The 18,576-nt window shown below is 70.4% G+C and carries 15 protein-coding genes; 9 read left to right on the top strand and 6 right to left on the bottom strand.

Annotated elements, in window-relative coordinates; genetic code table 11:
• Positions 1-5: 5 nt before the first annotated feature.
• From M4D54_RS03185 to M4D54_RS03165, 5 genes are all read right to left on the bottom strand, one after another.
• On the bottom strand, positions 6-3,632 hold the full coding sequence (locus M4D54_RS03185) for a S41 family peptidase (RefSeq protein ID WP_259890252.1): 3,627 nt from the start codon (positions 3,630-3,632) through the stop codon (positions 6-8).
• Between the two features lie 318 nt (positions 3,633-3,950).
• Positions 3,951-4,604, bottom strand: coding sequence for an S-layer homology domain-containing protein (locus M4D54_RS03180; protein WP_259890251.1), 654 nt, complete (start codon positions 4,602-4,604; stop codon positions 3,951-3,953).
• Positions 4,605-4,942: 338 nt separating this feature from the next.
• Positions 4,943-5,890, bottom strand: coding sequence for a hypothetical protein (locus M4D54_RS03175; protein WP_259890249.1), 948 nt, complete (start codon positions 5,888-5,890; stop codon positions 4,943-4,945).
• Positions 5,891-6,077: 187 nt separating this feature from the next.
• Positions 6,078-7,148, bottom strand: a complete 1,071-nt coding sequence (locus M4D54_RS03170; protein WP_193865046.1) for an LLM class flavin-dependent oxidoreductase — start codon at positions 7,146-7,148, stop codon at positions 6,078-6,080.
• A 230-nt stretch (positions 7,149-7,378) separates the two neighbouring features.
• Entirely contained in the window at positions 7,379-8,401 is a 1,023-nt protein-coding gene (locus M4D54_RS03165; protein ID WP_193865047.1) for a LacI family DNA-binding transcriptional regulator, read from the bottom strand.
• Between the two features lie 414 nt (positions 8,402-8,815).
• Here M4D54_RS03165 and M4D54_RS03160 point away from each other — a divergent pair, with 414 nt between their 5' ends.
• The 7 genes from M4D54_RS03160 to M4D54_RS03130 all read left to right on the top strand — a co-directional run bounded on the left by M4D54_RS03160 (position 8,816) and on the right by M4D54_RS03130 (position 14,674).
• Positions 8,816-9,904: a carbohydrate ABC transporter permease gene (locus M4D54_RS03160; RefSeq protein WP_228018779.1), complete on the top strand. Its 1,089-nt coding sequence runs from the start codon at positions 8,816-8,818 to the stop codon at positions 9,902-9,904.
• Positions 9,901-10,803, top strand: coding sequence for a carbohydrate ABC transporter permease (locus M4D54_RS03155; RefSeq protein WP_259890248.1), 903 nt, complete (start codon positions 9,901-9,903; stop codon positions 10,801-10,803). The genes M4D54_RS03160 and M4D54_RS03155 overlap by 4 nt, the downstream gene beginning before the upstream one ends.
• Before the next feature lie 132 nt (positions 10,804-10,935).
• A complete protein-coding gene (locus tag M4D54_RS03150; protein WP_259890247.1) occupies positions 10,936-12,336 on the top strand; it encodes an ABC transporter substrate-binding protein in 1,401 nt (466 codons plus the stop codon).
• A gap of 2 nt (positions 12,337-12,338) precedes the next feature.
• Positions 12,339-13,241 (top strand): glycerophosphodiester phosphodiesterase family protein, encoded by a 903-nt coding sequence (locus M4D54_RS03145; protein ID WP_259890246.1) that lies wholly within the window; start codon positions 12,339-12,341, stop codon positions 13,239-13,241.
• Positions 13,238-13,966 (top strand): glycerophosphodiester phosphodiesterase family protein, encoded by a 729-nt coding sequence (locus M4D54_RS03140; protein ID WP_259890245.1) that lies wholly within the window; start codon positions 13,238-13,240, stop codon positions 13,964-13,966. Before M4D54_RS03145 ends, M4D54_RS03140 begins: the two co-directional genes overlap by 4 nt.
• Before the next feature lie 80 nt (positions 13,967-14,046).
• Complete coding sequence (locus tag M4D54_RS03135; protein ID WP_259890243.1) at positions 14,047-14,463, top strand: hypothetical protein; 417 nt, start codon at positions 14,047-14,049, stop codon at positions 14,461-14,463.
• A gap of 10 nt (positions 14,464-14,473) precedes the next feature.
• On the top strand, positions 14,474-14,674 hold the full coding sequence (locus M4D54_RS03130; RefSeq protein WP_259789293.1) for a helix-turn-helix transcriptional regulator: 201 nt from the start codon (positions 14,474-14,476) through the stop codon (positions 14,672-14,674).
• A gap of 53 nt (positions 14,675-14,727) precedes the next feature.
• On the opposite strand, the gene M4D54_RS03125 is transcribed toward M4D54_RS03130, so the two are convergent.
• Positions 14,728-15,249 carry a hypothetical protein gene (locus M4D54_RS03125; RefSeq protein ID WP_259890242.1) on the bottom strand — a complete coding sequence of 174 codons (522 nt, stop codon included), beginning with the start codon at positions 15,247-15,249 and terminating at the stop codon, positions 14,728-14,730.
• Positions 15,250-15,528: 279 nt separating this feature from the next.
• On the opposite strand from M4D54_RS03125, the gene gdhA reads away from it, so the two are divergent.
• On the top strand, positions 15,529-16,872 hold the full coding sequence (gene gdhA / locus M4D54_RS03120) for an NADP-specific glutamate dehydrogenase (protein ID WP_259890240.1): 1,344 nt from the start codon (positions 15,529-15,531) through the stop codon (positions 16,870-16,872).
• A gap of 177 nt (positions 16,873-17,049) precedes the next feature.
• The gene (locus tag M4D54_RS03115; protein WP_259890239.1) at positions 17,050-18,576 is read left to right on the top strand and encodes a hypothetical protein; all 1,527 of its coding nucleotides are present in this window, start codon (positions 17,050-17,052) and stop codon (positions 18,574-18,576) included.

Below are 18,576 nucleotides of genomic sequence, written 5' to 3'. Positions count from 1 at the left end.
AGCTGTCAGCCCTCCTCGGTGGGGTCAGGGACGGACGGCTCCGTGGACGCCGGCCGGGGTGCGGGCGAGGTCGTGGATGCCGAGGGGGAGGCGAACCGGGCCGGCGGCAGCGGCGGTGCCACCGCGGCCGGCTTCTGCTCCAGCAGCGCCAGGGCCTCCTCGACGCCCCGTGCGATCTGCGGATCGGCATCGGCCACCCAGGCGCCCGGCGGGTAGGGCACCTCGATGTCCGGCTCCACGCCGTAGTTCTCGATGGACCAGTCCACGCCCTCGAACCAGCTGGCGTACTTGGGCTGGGTGATGCCGGTGCCGTCCACCAGGTCGTAGCGGCCGTCGATGCCGATCACGCCGCCCCAGGTGCGGGTGCCGATCACCGGGCCGATCCCCATCGCCTGGGAGACCGCGTTCACGATGTCCCCGTCGGAGCCGGCCTCCTGGTTGGTCACCAGCACCACCGGGCCGCGCGGGGCGAACTCGGGGTAGGTGCCGGGGGCCTCGTGGCGCGGATAGTCCCAGGACAGCACGCGGCGCGCCAGACGGTCGGTGACCAGCTGCGAGGTGTGGCCGCCGGCGTTGTACCGCACGTCCACCACGATGCCCTCCTTCGTGGAGGCCTCCCGCAGGTCACGGTGCATCTGCGCCCAGCCGGAGGAGACCATGTCCGGGATGTGCAGGTAGCCCAGTCGACCGCCCGAGAGCTCCTCCACCCGCTCCCGGCGGGAGGCCACCCAGGCCTGGTAGCGCAGCTGGGTGTCGTCCGGCAGCGGGGTGACCGCCACCCGCCGGTGCCCGCCCTCGCGCTCCAGCACCAGCTCGGTGGGACGGTTCGCCGCCCCGATCAGCAGCGGCTCCACACCGTCCGGGCCCACCTCGCGACCGTCCACCTGCACGATCGCATCGCCCACCTGGGCGGCCACACCGGGGGCCAGCAGCGGGGAGCGGGCGTCCGGATCCGAGGAGTCGCCGGGCAGGATGCGGGTGATCACCCAGCGATCCCCGGCCCGCTCCAGATCCGCTCCCAGGTACCCGGGCAGCATCGGCGGATCCGCCGTGTACACCGCACCCTGCACGTAGGCGTGGGAGGTGCCCAACTCACCCACCACCTCCCACAACATGTCCTGGAAGTCGTCGTCGGTGACCACGCGCTCCAGCACCGGCTCGTACCAGGAGGTCATGGCGTGCCAGTCCTGACCATCCATGTCGGCCCGCCAGAACTGCTGGGCCATGATCCGGTAGTTGTCCCACAGCATGCCGCGCCGCTCGGCCACCGGGTCCACGGTGAGCCGCAGGCGGGCGGTGTCGATCGCGATGCGGGCCGGGTCCTGGTCCTCCGCCTTGCGGGAGGCGGGCACCTGCACCCAGTCCTTGCCCTGCTTGATGACCAGGGACTCCCCGTCCCCGGAGGCCGCCACGTCGGTGACGCCCTCGGCCAGCACGGTCAGCTTGCGGTCGGCCAGGCTCCAGTGCTCGAGGCTGGGGGTGGGCGCCCCGCCCTCAACGCCGGCCCGGGCGGAGCCCAGGATGCCCAGCTGCGGGTGCCGCAGCCACACGAAGCCGCCCTTGACCGCGGTCAGGTGCGAGTACTTCCCGGACTCCACCGGGAACGGCACGATCCGCGACTCGACGGCATCGAGGTCCACGTGCGTGCGCGGCGGCCGCTGGGCATCGCCTGCCCCGGCGGGGCTGGTGGCCCCGGCGGGCTGATCGGCCGCCTCCGCCTGCGCGCCCTGCGAGGTGCTGTGGGCCCCGCCCTGACCGTCGGCTCCGGATCCGTGGGCCGACGGGCCGGTGCCCCGGCCGTCCTTGCCCTCCCCCGAAGGCTCCTCCTCGGAGGCGGACCAGCCGTCCGGGTGGGGACCGAAGGGATCGGCGGTGGTGCGCTCCAGAGGGATCAGGAACGGACGCTCAGCGTTGACGAAGCCCAGGTCGAACACCATGTCGTCGTAGATGGTCTCGAAGGTGCGCATCGACAGCAGGGCCAGGTGCTTGCCGTCGGCGCTGAAGGCCGGGGCGGCGTCCTGGTACTTGCCGGAGGTCAGGGCCCGGCCGGTGGGGTCGGCGTCCTCGGTGTCCGAGATCATCAACCGGCCCAGCAGCCACGAGTTCGGCTCGGCCCACACCAGGTAGCGGCCGTCCGGGGAGAAGGCCAGGTCGCGGATCTCGCCGCCGTTCGAGCGGCCCACCTCCCGCACGCGGTCCAGGCGCGGAGGCTCGGGCGGGGTGGCATCGTCCTGCTGCCAGGACTCGGGGCCGGCCTCACCGGTGGTGCGTGCCGCGGCGCTGCGGCCGCGGTGAGAGGTCAGCGCGGGGTCCTCGATGCCGCGCAGCGTCACCAGGCGCACCCGGTTGTCGTGGGTGGAGATCGCCACCTTGGAGCCGTCCGGTGAGGGGATCGCGTGCAGGATCCGGCCCACATCGCCCACATCCAGCAGGGTGGGCTTCCCGCTGCCGTCCAGGCGGGCGACCGCCAGGACGTCCGAGCCGACGCCGCCGTCCTCGCGGTCCGACTGCGCCTGCTCGTCGGTGACCAGCAGTGCGAAGGGGGAGCGGCCCAGGGGGCGCACCTCGCGGATGCGCAGCCCGGAGGCACCGGCCAGCAGGCGGGAGGGCCCACCGCGGTGGGTGAGCACGTGGGCGCTGCCGCGCCACTCCACCAGGCTCGCGCGGGCATCGTGCACCGGCCGCATGGCCAGCAGGTTCTCGGTGGCCGACGCCGGACGGGCCAGACGGGAGGCGCCCACGCCGGTGGCCTGCACCTCGACCTCGCGCGGTTCAGCGTCCAAGGAGTCCATCGCGAACAGGCGGCCCCGGGAGGTGAACACGATGCTGGTGCCGTCGGTGGCGGGCTCGCGCAGGTACCCGGTCTCGGAGGTGAGCGAGGTGTGGACCTGCAGGTCCGTGCCGTCGGCCCGCACCGACCAGAGGTTCGCGGTGGCGCGATCCGTGAGTGCGGCGCCTGCGCCCGGGGTGTCCGAGGCGAACACCAGGCGGTCCCCGTACCAGGCGACCCGGGTCTTGGAGGCCAGCAGCTCGTCCAGCAGCGGCTCCCAGGGGCGGGCGGCGTGCTGATCCGGGGAGGCGTCCAGCGCGAGCACCTCGTGGGAGATCCACAGCTTCGCGGCCGTGCCGCCCTGGTAGTGCTTCCAGGCCGACTGCTCGCGGCGCCACGGGGTGACGACCACGGTGGTGCCGTCCGGGTGGATCGCGGCCTCGGCCGAGCGCCCCAGGGGAAGCAGGACGGCAGTGCCCTCGAGGTCGATCGCCCACAGCTGCATGTCGCGGGCCAGGGGCGCTCCGTAGCTGGAGGCGGCCAGCACGCGCCCGTCGGACAGCCACCCGGCCACGCGGGTCGAGGGGCGGCCCCAGGTGGTGAGGCGACGGGGCGCGGTGGAGCCGTCGGAGGCGATCACCCACACCTCGGGGCCGCCGGAGGTGCGGGAGGTGTAGGCGACGTGCGCGCCGTCCGGGGAGAAGCGAGGGTAGGACACGGGCGCGCCCTCGTCCGTGAGCCGCCAGGCACGGCCACCGGCGAGAGGGGCCAGCCACACATCGTTCGCGGCGGTGAAGGCGACTGTGTCGCCGTGGACATCGGGATGGCGGAGGTAAGCGGCATGCGCAGGCGTCATCGGCATGCCGGCAAGCCTATGCGTGCGCGTGGCGTGCGTCATACCTGGCCGGGGCGGGTCGAGATCGTGATAGTTGGCGAAATGACGGCGCCATTGCGCCAACTCCTCGTGTGTCGGCTGCGGGAGGGGGCGTCGATCGCCCGCAAGGCCACGGGGTGTGTGTGCTGCTTCCTCGTTCGCCGCTGCTCTGCCACGTCTTCCCCGTTCGCCGCTGCTCTGCCACGTCTTCCTCGCTCGCCTCTGCTCTGCCACGTCTTCCTCGCTCGCCTCTGCTCGGCCGCCTCGCGGCTCCCCCGAGCCGGCATCGATGGGGTGCCGTTGCAGTCAGTTCACGAGGGCGATCTCCACCTGGTGCAGTGCCAGGGCGAGATGGGCCCGGGTGAGCGGGGCATCCGGATCCACGGCGCGGAGAGCTTCGTCGTTGAGCCCCGCGACACCTCGGGTCGCACTGCTGTCTCCGGACCCGACGGTGTGCGAGCCGCCGAGCACGGCAAGGACCGCCTGGAGCGCCGGGGCTGCGTCGACCACCGCCCCGACCAACGCCGGTGCCAGCAGATCCGTGAGGATCACGGCTCCCTCGGCACACGTGGCGGCGGCATCGGGATGCACGCGCAGTTCCGCATCACCCCAGATCACGCCCCGCCCGTGCAGCCACAGCACGGCGGCGGCGTGCTCGGGGTCCGACGGCACGTCTGTGAGCAGGGTCGGTGTGGCGTCCACGTCGATCACCGGTGCACCGGCCAGGCGATGCAGCGCAGCGGCGAGCTCCCCGCGGGTGACCTCGGAATCCGGTGCGTAAGTGCCGTCCTCCAGGCCGGGCTGCACTCCCGTTCCGTGCGCCCACGCGATGGCCTCGACAGCCGGGTGGTCGGCTGGGACGTCGATGAAGGAGGCGAGCGCGGGCCGCACCTGGCCGGGGGAGGGGATGCCGCCGGCCCGTGCAGCGGCGGGGTCATCGGTGGTCGAGCTCCTGGTCACAAGGGCGAGGCCCGCAATGGGCACTGCCACGGCGGCCGCAGCCGAACCGAACAGCAGTACAGAGCGACGGGCGGGCCTGGTGCCGGTTGTGGCCGTGCCGGCCGGGGCGGGAGGTGCCGTTGCAGCAGCCACCGAGTGCGCCGGGGCGCTCGGCAGGGACGATGCTGCCGACTGAGGTGGCGCGGCCGGGGGCAGGACCGGACCCACACCCGGGCGGCCCGGCCGGAGGCGCGGCGGGGCGGGACGTCGTGGCGGGGCGGAAAGGCGAGGCGGGGCGGAAAGGCGAGGCGGGGCGGAAAGGCGAGGCGGGGCGGCGGGCCGGTGGGGCGCAGGATGGTTCACAGCCATGCCAGCTCCCTCATCCTGCGCACGATCGCCCAGCTCACCAGCAGGTTCCCCCAGCCGTTGAGGTGGATGTGGTCCGTGGCGACCAGCAGTGGCGGCGTCACCCCGCGTTCGATCGCCTCGTGCGTGGAGGCCTGCTCCAGCAGCCGCAGGTGCGCGACCGGAGGCGCTGTCAGTCCCTCCTCGCTCAAAAGAAGGGACTGCAGATCCACGAAGTGCGCACCGTACCTCTGCTTCTGCGCGGAGTTGACCGCGGTGAGGGCTTCGCCGGTGGGGGAGCCGGCCGCATCGTGCTCGGTGGGCCAGTGCCCCAGCACCAGGGTGTCGTTGGCAGGATCCGCGGCGGCATCCCACATGCGCTGGGTGTGCTCCAGCACCGTGTCCACCTGCAGGATGTTGTTCTTGCCCAGCCACAGCACCTGTCGGGAGCCGTCGGCCACCTCCGCGAGGGAGGAGCGGAAGGTGCCGCTGCGCAACGAGGCGGCCGCGTCATCGGTCACGAACTGCCAGCTGCCGGAGGTGGCATCGAGCGTGCCCGCGACGCCGTCCACCTCTCCTGGGCAGCGCAGCGGACCGAAGGCCGGAAGGTCCGTGTCCAGGTGGACGGGGACCGCGCCCGAGTTGTCGGTCCCCTGATCAGGGCTGATACGAGGACGGGCCAGGCCGCGCATCAGCAGGGCGTGCCCGGACTGCGTGGCACCGACCCCGAAGGCGTGCACGGGAGTGGGGGCGGCGGCCAGTGCCAGGTGCTCGTGGATCCGGATCGGCCGGGGAGTGCCCTCGGCGCCGCCCTCGGAGCTCATCGAGGAGGAGCCCCACAGGGTGATCGGGTGCGCGTTCCGAGCCGGGTTCAGCAGGTGGCGGGAGGCGTCCGTGCCGGGGGCCGAGTCGCTGCCGGTGCCGGGCTCGGCGGGGGCAACGGGGGACAGCGGCCCAGGCATCGCTGACCTCCCCTTCGGCTGACGGCGGGCGCTCCCACCGGCGCCCGCGATTGCCCACTGTACGGGAGCGGGTGCGGGCGGGCGAGGGGTGTTGCGAAGACCGGGGCGAGGTCCTGATCACGGGCCGACAGCACCCGCTGCGCTCATGTCTGTGACAGCGTGGGGCGCGCCGTCAGCTGAGACCCGCTCACGGCTGTGCGGGGTCGCCCTCCACGGGACCGGCGGTGTTGGGCTGCCATCCCAGGGCGGGGGCCACGTGCTGCGCGAAGTTCTCCAGGATGTGCAGGTTCAGCTCCACCCCCAGCTGGGAGGGGATCGTGAGCATGAGTGTGTCGGCGCTCATCACCGCAGCATCGGCGCGCAGCTGCTCCAACAGCTGATCCGGCTCGCCCACGTAGGTGCGGCCGAAGGTGGAGCGGTGCCCGTCGATGATGCCGATCTGATCGGCACCGCTGCCCGAGCGCAGCCCGAACGTCAGCGCATCCTGCTGAGTGACCACGGGAAACACGCTGCGGGAGACGGACACTCGCGGCCGGTGCGTGTGGCCGGCTTCGGCGAAAGCGGAACGGAAGCGATCGATCTGCTCTGCCTGAAGCTCGCCGAAGGAGGCGCCGGTGGCCTCGGTCAGCAGGGTCGAGCTCATCAGGTTCAGCCCCTGGCGGCCGACGGTCTCGGCGCTGTCGCGCGAGCCCGCACCCCACCAGATCCGCTGGATCAGACCGGGGGAATGGGGTTCGATGCGCAGTCCTGCCCCTGGCTGCACGGGGGCGCCGTAGGGCTGCTGCGAGGCGCGGGCCATCGGCTCGCCGCGCACGGCCCGCAGAAACAGCTCGAACTTCTCCCGGGCGATGTCCGCGCCCCGCGGGTCGGTGGAGCCGGTGTAGCCGAAGGCCTCCCAGCCGCGGTCGGCCGGCTCGGGGCTGCCCCGGGACACCCCGAGCGCCACCCGGCCATCGGCGATCAGGTTCAGCGCGGCCGCCTCCTCCGCCAGCTGCAGCGGGTTCTCGTAGCGCATGTCGATCACGCCGGTGCCCACCTCGATGCGCTGGGTGCGGGCTGCGACGGCCGACAGCAGCGGCATCGGAGAGGCGGATTGGGTGGCGAAATGGTGCACGCGGAAGTAGGCGCCGTTGACGCCGAGCTCCTCCGCGCCGACGGAGATGTCGATCGCGTCGTGGAGCATCTGCCGGGCGGAGAGACCGCCGTGGGCGGCGGCGTGGCCGTAGTGGCCGAAGCTGAGGAATCCGAAGGCACGCATGATGGCCACCACCGTACACGGTGATTGAATATTCGATCAATGGGTGGGACGAGCCCAACATGGGACGAGCTCAACATGGGACGAGCTCAAGAGGCGGGTCGCGCGAGCGGGCGCCCGGCTTGCGGCCGCAGCGCTCCAGGCCCACGTGGACGTTCCCGTTCCACGAGGGGCGAATCCTGGAACGGGAACGTCCCCACGGGAGCGTCCCGTCCGGCCGGGGGTGGGACAGGTCAGCAGTTGTGACCGGCCGGCGGGGGTCCGAGGGAGCGGCCGGGAAGGAACGTGCCGGTGTGCAGTGAGTGCCGCACCGGAAGGTCCGCCCCCTCCAGCAGCTCCTCCATGCGGACCACGGCATCGCGGACGACCTGCCGGACCGGCAGCTGCATCGTGGCCAGGCCGATCAGATCCAGTCCGTCACCCAGCCCGTCGAAGCCCACGGTGCTGACGTCCTCGGGAACACGCAGACCGCGCTGGGCGGCCGCCCGCAGCAGCTCCAGCGCCACGTAGTCCACCGGGCAGACGATGCAGCCGGCCCGCTCCTCCCGGGCGACGTCGAGGGCGCGCCCCACGCCCTGCTCGACGGGCAGCAGGTCCACCGGGACCGCAGACACCCCCAGTTCAGTGCATCGGTCCACCAGGCTGCGCATGCGCAGGTCGAACACCCGGGAGTAGAGGACGGGGGCCTCCAGCACCACGACACGGCGATGGCCGGCGGCGGCGATCTGCTCCGCCATGTCGCGACCGTGCGCCTTCTCGTCGTAGCTGACCGATTCGATCCGCGGATGACTGTTCGGACGACCCACGATCATCATCGGGATCCCGGTGACCGTCTCGGCGAGATCCTCGGCAGCGGTGACGCCCGTGCCCACGAACACTCCCGCCACGCGCAGCCCCATGAGCCGATGCAGACCTTCGATCTCCGTGCCCCCGTAGTCGTGCCGGTGGGCGGTGACCGAGACCAGGGTGCGCTCGGCGGCCAGGACCGCACGGTGCATCTCCGCGTGCAGATGGCCGTAGGCCGGGTTGGTGGCGTCGCGGATCAGCAGTCCCAGCTGCCTGTTGCTGCGGGCGGCCAGCCCGCTGGCCACGAGGTTGTGCACGTAGCCCATCGCGCGGGCGGCCTCGTGGATGCGGATCTGGGCATCGGGGGAGACCTTCTCGCCGCCGTTCTGGAACACGCGGGAGACGGTGGAGCGCGAGACCCCTGCCGCTCGTGCGACGTCCTGCATCGTCGGTGGACGTGACCTTCCCATGCATTCCCTCCTGCCGGATCGCAGCGCTCGGCACCGGGGGCTGGATCGGTATCGCAGCAGGGTAGTCGAGTCCGTGAACGGGACCTCTGCCTAGGGATGACGGTCCGGTGAAGTCGACCCGTGTGGTGTACGCGACCAGGGCGGGAAACGGTGAACTTCTGACGCACATCCGGTGACGAGGCAGTGGACGAGCGGGGACGGGAGGTGCAAATCCCGACGAATCGTCCGTGAACCAACGCTGGTGGGAGCGCTCCCACCTGCACTGCCATCGTGCGTTAACGCGGCATTAACCCAGGTCAAAGGGGTACTGGCGCGACCTTCGCGGCCCTCCCTAGGTTGTGGTCGTCCCCGCCGACCGGAGCCCGACGGGCACCGGGACCGCTTCACAGCGAGCACAGAACTGGGAGCGCTCTCATGACCACCTCGACCCGCAGGTCACCGTCATCGCGCACCGCTGCCCCGTCGGGCGCGAGGCCCACCGACGCCGCCAACGGGCTCTCCACTGCCGCCGTTCACGGGGCGAACTCCACGGAGGCACCCGGGAGCACCGGCCATCCCCCGCACCGTGGGAACGACGCCATCCGGGCACGCACTGAGCAGCGCAGGCGATCCCCTCAGCGCCGCCGCCGCACCCGCCGCGACGCGGCCCTGTTCCTGGCACTGGTCGCCCCCAACCTGGTGGCCATCCTGGTGTTCTCGTACTACCCCTCGCTGTACAACATCGGCCTCAGCTTCACCGAATGGGACTTCGTGGAGCCCACCCCCGAATGGGTGGGGCTGGAGAACTACCAGGACCTGTTCACCGACCCCGCCTTCGGCCAGGTCCTGCTGAACACCCTCATCTTCACCGGCGTCAGCGTGGTCGGCTCGATCATCGGCGGAATCCTCCTGGGCAGCCTGCTGGCCACGAAACTGCCGCTGACCGGATTCGCCCAGACCATGGCCTTCGCCCCGCACATGCTGCCCGGCGCAGCCGTCGGCACCCTGTGGCTGTTCATCTTCGATCCCAACTATGGGCTCTCGCGCTGGCTGTTCTCCCTGGTCGGTGCTTCCTCACCGGCCTGGACCACCACCTCGGACTGGTCGCTGTGGGCGATCACCATCGCCTACACCTGGCAGCGGCTCGGGTTCGTCACCGTGATCTGCTACACCGCGATCCTGGACCTGCCCCGCGATATCTACGAGGCCGCAGCCCTCGACGGTGCCCACGGCTGGACGCTGCTGCGGCACATGACACTGCCGCTGCTCAGCCCCATCACGTTCTTCCTGTCCATCACCGGCGTCATCTCCGCCGCCCAGGCCTTCGACATCATCTCGATCATGACCGGGGGCGGGCCCGGGAACTCCTCGTCGACCCTGAGCTGGATGGTCTACGAGGAGGCGTTCCAGAAGTTCGACATCGGCTCCGCCTCTGCCGCCGCCACGATCCTGCTGGTCATTCTGCTGATCCTCACGTTCGTCCAGGTCCGTGTGGGAGAGAAGAAGGTGAACTACGACTCATGAGCACCCACGCCACCACCAACTCGTCCGAGATCCGCGACACCGCTGACGCCCCGCTCCGCCGCCGCGCCCGCGGCCCGCGTCGACCGGCGTGGCGGACCGCCCTCTTCATGGTCGGGATCATCGGCATCATCGCCATGTTCTTCGTTCCGCTGTACTGGCTGTTCTCGTCGGCCTTCAAACCCCAGGACGCCATCTACACCTGGCCGCTGCAGTGGATCCCCACCGAACCGACCCTGGCGAACTTCGCCGAAGCCTGGTCCACCGCGCCGTTCGACCGCTTCTACCTGAACTCCATCATCACCACGGTCGTGGGCACCGGGCTGGAGATCCTGCTGGCGATCCTGTGCGCCTACGCCTTCGCCTTCGTCGAGTTCCGCTTCAAGAGGATCGTGTTCGTGCTGATCATCGCGTCGATGATGCTGCCCGGCCACGTCACGCTGATCGTCAACTACATCACCGTGGCGAACCTCGGGTGGCTGAACACCTACCAGGGTCTGATCCTGCCCGGCATCGCCAGCGCCTTCGCCATGTTCCTCCTGCTGCAGCACATGCGCACCATCGACGTGGACATCATGAAAGCAGCGGAGATCGATGGCGCCGGGCACCTGCGCCGCATGATGACCATCGCCGTGCCGCTGTCCTCGCCGATGATCCTCACCGCCGGCCTCATCGTCATGGCCGGCAAATGGAACGAGTACGTGTGGCCGCTGATCGTCACCAGCACCACGGACATGCGCACGCTGCCCATCGGCCTGCTCTTCCTGCGCAGCCAGGAGGGCTACTCGAACTGGGGCGCCATCATGGCCGGCACCGTCTTCGTGTCGCTGCCGATGCTCGTGCTCTTCTTCCTCGGCCAGAAACGGATCATCGGCGGTCTCGCCGCCGGTGCCCTGAAGTGACCCGGCCCTGTCACTGGACATCGCCGCCTCACGGCGCATCCGCCCCAGCGTCGGCCCTGCGCCGCCGCCCCTGTCCCACCTCGACCTCCATCCCACGACCCGACCCGATCAGACCTTCCCAAGGAGATGTCCATGACCAGCCCCCGTTCCTTCTCCCCGTCGCGTCGCAGCATCCTGACCGCTCTCGGGCTCGGCGCAGCCGGCGCCTCGCTCGCCGCCTGCGGCTCGCCCAATGGCGGCAGCTCGGAGGGCGCTGACCAGCCCGTCCGCGACGGCTTCGGCCAGGCCGACATCACCGTGCCCGACGAGTACAAGGACCGCACCCCGATCCTTTTCTGGGCGCCCTTCACCGGCAACAACCTCGAAGTCCTCAACGGCCTGTTCACCGCCTTCAACGAGTCGCAGAACGACATCGTCGCGGTCGCCGAATCCGTGGGCGGCTACGCCGACCTGAACCAGAAGTTCACCGCCGCGCTGCAGGCCCGCACCGTGCCCGACATCGTCTGCTTCCCCGAGATGCAGTGGCTGCAGTTCTACTTCTCCGACGCGCTCGCCCCGCTGGATGATTATTTCGATGACGAGTGGAAGCTCGACAACTACATCGACAACTACACGCCCGAGTGCAAGGCCGCGGGCCAGACCTATCTCGTGCCCTTCGCCCGCTCCACGCCGCTGTTCTACTTCAACCGCACCCGCTACCAGGAAGCCGGACTGCCGGAAGAGGGCCCCGAGACCTGGGAGGATCTCGCCGAGTTCGGCAAGGAGCTCTCCTCGATCAAGGTCGAGGGGCGGCCGCTGAGCGCGCTCGCCTTCTCCACCGACGACGCCTGGCACTCGCAGGCTGATATCTGGGGCTTCGGCGGCCGCAACAGTGACGACGACTTCCAGGTCACCATTGACGAAGCGCCGGGGATCGAGTGGCTGGAGTTCCAGCGCAAGCTGACCCACGAGGACAAGGTCGCCTACATGGCCAAGTCTGCTGGCACCGACTTCGAGTCCGGTGTCACCGCCGGTATCCGCGGCTCGACCGCAGGCCTGACCGGCACCACGAAGGCCGTTGGCGACAAGTTCGAGGTCGGCACCGCCTACATGCTCGCCAAGGAGGGCCAGGAGAAGGCCGTGCCGACCGGCGGCTCCGGGCTGTCGATCGTCCGCGCTGATTCGAAGGACCGCCAGGACGCCTGCGCTGAGCTGTTCCGCTTCCTGGGCACGCCCGAGAACTCCGCGACGTGGCACATCGGCACCGGCTACGTGCCGATCGTCAAGGCCGCCCGCGACACCCAGGAGGTCAAGGACCTCGTGGCGAAGAACCCCAACTACGAGGTGGCCCTCAACCAGCTGGAGAACGCCCGCACCGCCGATTACACCAACTGGTTCCAGTCGGCGGTCACGGAGATCTCCACGGCCGTCGCACAGGTGCACGGTGACGGCACCGACCCCAAGACGGCGCTGGGCTCCATCAAGGATTCCCTGCAGGAGATCCTCGACGACAACCGCGAGGACATCGAGAAGATCGACTTCGAGAGGATCTGAGCATGAACACGCTCGCCACGAGCGCATCGGACGTGCCCAGCTCTGGCACCTCAGGCGCCGCGGGGGCGTCGCGCAGCGGCGCCCCCGGCACGGCCGGTGCACGGCCCGACCGTCACATCCCGCAGCTGGTGGGCCATCGCGGCGCTGCGGCGCTCGTCCCCGAGAACACCCTGCTCTCCTTCCGCCGCGGGATCGCCGACGGGGCCGTGCTGCTCGAGTGCGACGTGCACCTCAGCGCCGACGGCCGCGACGCGATCATCCACGACGCCACCATCGACCGCACCGCCCAGCCCGATTCGCCGCTGCGCACCGGATCGGTCGCGGAGCTCACCCGCGAGCAGCTGGACCGGGTGCGGGTGGGCATGGACCAGCGCATCCCCACGCTCACCGAGGTGCTCGATGTCGCTGTGGGGGAGGGCGGCACCCGGATCCCGCTGCTGGTCGAGGTGAAGGCCCCTGCCGCCACCGCGCTGGTGATGCAGACCCTCACCGCGTACTTCCGGGACCAGGACTTCGCGGAGAGAGCATCGGCCCCCGCGATGGTGATCTCCTTCCACCCGGAGGTGCTGCAGGAAGCGCGGGCAGTTGCCCCGCACATCCCCCGCCTGCTGACCACCACGGAGACCTCCGAGCAGTTCTTCACCACGGCCGTGGAGCTCGACGTCGCCCAGATCGGTGTGCGCATCGCTGACGCCCGTCAGGCGGATGTGGTGCGCGCGCGGCAGCTCGGCATCGAGCTGAACCTGTGGACCGCTCGGTCCGAGGAGGAGCTGCACCGGGCACTCGAGCTGGGCTGCGACACCATCACCGTCGACGATCCGCGGTGGGCCCGCGAGATCATCGCCGGGGCCGGATCACCGGATGCCGGCCTCCCGGGCCGGGAATCCGAGAGGATCGGGGCATGACACGCACCCAGCCCCTCGTCGTCGGCCACCGCGGCGCTGCCCACCTGGCCCCGGAGAACACCCTGTCCTCGTTCCGTCGGGCCCTGGCCGACGGTGCTGACCTGCTCGAATGCGATGTGCACCTGAGCCGTGACGGGCAGGTGATCGTCATGCACGACGAGACCATCGACCGCACCGCGAACCCGTACTCCCCCCTGCGCACCGGCGCCATCGCCGATCTCACCGCTGATGAGCTGGGGCGGGTGCGGCTCCAGCACGACGAGCACGTGCCCACCCTCGCGCAGCTGCTGGACCTCACCACCGTGCCGCTGTTCATCGAGGTCAAGGTGCCCGCAGCCGCCCGCGTCGTGGGAGAGCTGCTGGCCCAGCTGGACGAGGGCTCCACCCAGGCCGCCTCCACCGTGATCTCCTTCCACCCCGAGGCGCTCGCCGAGATCCGACGCACCAGCCCGGACACCCCCGTCTCCTACCTGGTGAGGACGATCGACGAGCTGGCGCTGGCCACGGCCCGGGAGCTGGGCGCCACCGCCATCGGGCCCGCAATCGACGGCCTGTGCCTGGCCGCGGCGCGTGCTGCGCGGGAGGCGGGACTGCGTGTGCACCCGTGGACGATCAACACCCCGGAGCAGCTCGCAGTGGCCCTGGCCTGCGGCGTCGACTCCATCACCACCGACGATCCCGGATGGGTGAAGGAGCAGCTCGCGGAGCGATCGACGCACCGGTGACGCGGCCGGAGGGAGGGCTGCACGGCTCTGTTGTCAAGGGTGCTTGACATGCATGTCAAGCGACCCTTACATTTTCTGACATGAACACCGATGCCCCCACCCCCCGCACGACGACCACCAGCCCTGGCACGAAGACGACCCGCACCTTCGCACTCCTGTTCACCCTTGGCGGTGTGTTCTACGGCCTCGGCCTTGCCGCTGCCGGCTTCGCCCCCTCCATCGGGATCCCCGCCTGGTGGGCCGCGCTGATCGTCCTGCCCGGCATCGGGCTGATGGCCTGGGCCAACGTGCTGATGTACCGCAGTGGCGACGAGTTCGAGCGCGCCAAGATCGCCGAAGCGATCCTCCTGGCCTTCGCGATCTCCACCCCGCTGATCCTGGCCGTGGGCGTGCTGCAGTTCTACGTGCTGCCCGAGCTCAACTGGATCTTCGCCTTCTCGATCCTGATGGTCGCGTGGATCCTGGGCACCATCGTCTCCGCGATCCGCTACCGCTGAGAGGGCCGACATGCGCAACGACATCAAGGCCCTCCGCACCGACCGCCGCTGGTCCCAGGCCGAGCTCGGCACTGCCCTCGGCGTCTCCCGGCAGACGGTGATCGCCCTGGAGAACGGCAAGTACGACCCCTCACTCCCGCTGGCGTTCAAGATCGCCGAGACATTCGAGAAGCAGATCGAGGAGATCTTCCACCCCGACTCGGAGGGCTGACCAGGAGGGGTCCCAGGATCGTGCGCGGTGAGGCGGCCGATGCCCCGTCCCTCTCAACCCTCGTTGCGGACGGTGAGGTCCGCCCCGCCCTCCTCGACCTCGCCGATGACCCGCCAGGTGACCTCGGGCAGGTTCAGCTCCTCGTCCGCGGCCGTCACCGTGCAGGTGGTCTCCAGGCTGGTCCCGTCGATGCCGTCCGCGCAGTCCACCAGGAGGTCTACCCTCTCGGTGCCCTCCCGGATCTCCGGGGCCGTCTCTCCCAGGATCGACTCGATGTCCTCGGCCGACGCCGGCAGCGCCACCCAGCCGTTGCTCCACTCGTGACCCACCTCGTCGAACGGGGCACGCCAGGCATCGGCGCCTGTCCGGCCGCCGGAGTCCCCGTCGTCAGCCCCCTCGCCGCCGGAGTCCCCGTCGTCGGCCCCTTCGCCGCCGGGGCGGGCCTTGCCACCCTCATCGGCGGGCTGCTCGGTGGGGTCCGCGGACGCCTCGACCGACGGCGGATCCGCGGGTGTCGTCTCCTCCGGCTCGTCGGGGCCGCAGGCGGCCACCGCGCCGACGGCGAGCAGCGTCACGCACCCTGCGCTGAGCCGACGCAGGCCACGACCATTTCGGTGATGGTTCCTGAGTCCTGTGAACATGGTCTCCCCCAAGTCCGTTCGCGCCGGACCGCTGATCGGCCGGGCCTTGCCACCATGCTTCTGTGCAGGTCATGCGCGGTCAATACCCCGCGACCAGGGGGTCTCACCAGGTGAGTGCATATGGACAGTCCCGACGCCACCCCCGCGGGACTCCGTACTCTGGGGTCGCTGTGACTGCTTCGCCCCGCACCGGGGCCATCCGAAAGGACCGCGATGCTCGCTTCGACGCTCCAGGCCACCTACGACCAGGTGCTGCGCCGCAACCCCGGCGAGCCCGAGTTCCACCAGGCCGTCCGCGAGGTGTTCGAGTCCCTCGAGGTCATCCAGGGCAAGTACCCCGAGTACAACGACCGCAGCATCCTGATGCGCATGTGCGAGCCCGAGCGGCAGATCATCTTCCGCGTCCCGTGGGTGGACGACAAGGGTGAGGTGCAGGTCAATCGCGGCTTCCGCGTCGAGTACAACTCCGCACTGGGCCCCTACAAGGGGGGCCTGCGCTTCCACGCCTCGGTGAACCTGGGCATCGTGAAGTTCCTGGGCTTCGAGCAGATCTTCAAGAACTCCCTGACCGGTCTGCCCATCGGCGGCGGCAAGGGCGGCTCCGACTTCGACCCCCACGGGCGCTCCGACGGCGAGGTCATGCGCTTCTGCCAGTCCTTCATGACCGAGCTGCACCGCCACCTGGGGGAGTACACCGACGTGCCCGCCGGTGACATCGGGGTCGGCGCGCGCGAGATCGGCTACCTGTTCGGCCAGTACAAGCGCCTGACCAACAGGTACGAGGCCGGTGTGCTCACCGGCAAGGGCCTGGACTGGGGCGGCTCCCTGGTGCGCAAGGAGGCCACCGGCTACGGGGCGGCCATCTTCGCCGACGAGATGCTGCGGGCCCGCGGCTCCTCCTTCGAGGGCCGTCGCGTGGCCGTCTCCGGCTCCGGCAACGTGGCCCTGTACGCGATCGAGAAGACCCACCAGCTGGGCGGCGTGCCGATCACCGCCTCGGACTCCTCGGGCTACGTGGTCGACGAGGACGGCATCGACCTGGAGCTGCTCAAGCAGATCAAGGAGGTGGAGCGCGGTCGCATTCACGAGTACGCCGAGCGTCGCGGCGGCAGCGCTCGCTTCGTCAAGGACGGCTGCGTGTGGGACGTGCCCGTGGCGATCGCGATCCCCAGCGCCACCCAGAACGAGCTCAATGCTGATGCCGCCCGCACCCTGGTCAAGAACGGCGTCGAGGCCATCTCCGAGGGTGCCAACATGCCCTGCACCCCCGAAGCGGTCAGCGTGTTCCGCCAGGCCGACGTGGCCTTCGGCCTCGGCAAGGCCGCGAACGCGGGCGGCGTGGCCACCAGCGCGCTGGAGATGCAGCAGAACGCTTCCCGTGACACCTGGAGCTTCGAGCACACCGAGGAGCGCCTCACCCAGATCATGAAGAACATCCACACCACCTGCCTGGAGACCGCCGAGGAGGCGGGGCGTCCGGGTGACTACGTGGTGGGGGCGAACGTGGCCGGCTTCCGCAAGGTGGCCGATGCGATGATCGCCTTCGGCGTGATCTGATCCCCGAGCCCTAGGGGCTCCCTCCCGCACACCGACCCCTCGACGGCCGGCATCGCTTCCCTGCGGTGCCGGCCGTCGGGCGTCGAGCGACCGCTGCCTGCACCGAGACACCGCCTGTGATGGCCGACTCACCTCGTCAGATGGGAATGGTTCTCATGCGCTGGTAGCCTGCAGTGCATGACATCACTGCGAACGATTATCACTAGTCGTCGGGCGGCGTCGCTGCTCGGCATCGGCGTGCTCGCCCTGGCCGCCTGCAGCCCCAGCGCCACTACCGGTGGGGGAGCCTCCGACGGCGGGGGAGCCTCGGACGGCCAGACCGCCACCAGCTCGGACCGCACCGAGGTCGCTGCCCTCACCCCGCGCATCGTGCTCGCCCACGACGGCGGCGTGACCACGATCGACTCCGCGGACGGCACCGAGCTGGGCACCGCCGAGGTGGAGGGCTACGTGCGGCTGAACCCGGCCGGTGACGGCCGCCATGTCGCCCTCAGCACCGCGGACGGCTTCACGATGTACGACACCGGTCTGCTGGCCCAGGGCCATGGCGACCACTTCCACTACTACGTGCAGGACCCCGCGCTCACCGACATCAGCGTGGCGGCGCCCCACCCGGGCCACGTGGTCCCGCATGCCGGCCGCACCGCCCTGTTCGCCGACGGCACCGGTGCCATCACCCTGTTCGATCCCGCCTCCCTGGCCGACGGCTCCCTCGGCGAGGTCGAGGAGACCAGCACCGAGGATCCGCACCATGGCGTTGCCGTGCCGCTCGAGGACGGGGGGCTGCTGCTCACCCAGGGCACCGAGGACGAGCGCAGCACCGTGCAGGTCAAGGATGCCTCCGGCGCTGTCGTGGCCGAGACCGACGACTGCCCCGGCATCCATGGCGAGGCGGCCGCGCAGCCCACCGAGTCCGGTGACGTGATCTCCATCGGCTGCGAGAACGGACCGGTCGTCTACCGCGACGGCGAGTTCCACAAGGTCGCCGTGGACCAGGAGTACCAGCGTTCCGGCAACCAGAAGGGCCATCCCTCCTCGCCGATCGTGCTGGCGGACCACAAGGTGGAGAAGGACCCGGCCGGCGGTATCGAGCGCCCCACCGAGATCGCCCTGATCGACACCCGTGACGCCACCATGCGAACCGTGGACCTGGGCTCGCCCTACTGGTTCCGCTCCCTGGACCGCGGCCCGAACGGCGAGGCCCTGGTGCTCACCTACGACGGCGAACTGAACATCCTCGACCCGGAGTCCGGTGAGATCCTGCACGAGGTGCCGGTCGCCGCGGAGTGGACCGAGCCCGAGGAGTGGCAGACCCCCGGCCCCATGATGGCCGTGGCCGACGGCACCGCCTTCGTGGTGGACCCCGCCTCCAAGAAGATCACCATGGTGGACGTGGCCAGCGGCAAGACCTACCGCGAGCTGGAGCTGACCGTGGAGCCGCACGAGATCCAGGTGACCACCGGCACCGCTTCGGGCGAGTACACGGTGGGGCACGCCCACGACCATGAGGATGACGCGCACGCGGACGATGAGCACGGCTCCGGTGCCAGCGATGCCGGCGGCCACGAGGGCCACGACCACGGCGAGGAGGGTCATGACGACCACGACCACGCTGATGAGGGTCACGATGACCACGACCACGCTGATGAGGGTCACGAGGACCACGGCCACGAGGACCACGGCCACGAGGACCACGGCCACTGA

The organism is Brachybacterium sp. p3-SID1565 (assembly GCF_025143785.1).
In the GTDB taxonomy this organism is placed as follows: Bacteria; Actinomycetota; Actinomycetes; order Actinomycetales; family Dermabacteraceae; genus Brachybacterium; species Brachybacterium epidermidis.
The sequence above is the reverse complement of the archived record's forward strand: the minus strand, read 5'-3'. Positions and strand labels throughout refer to the sequence as shown.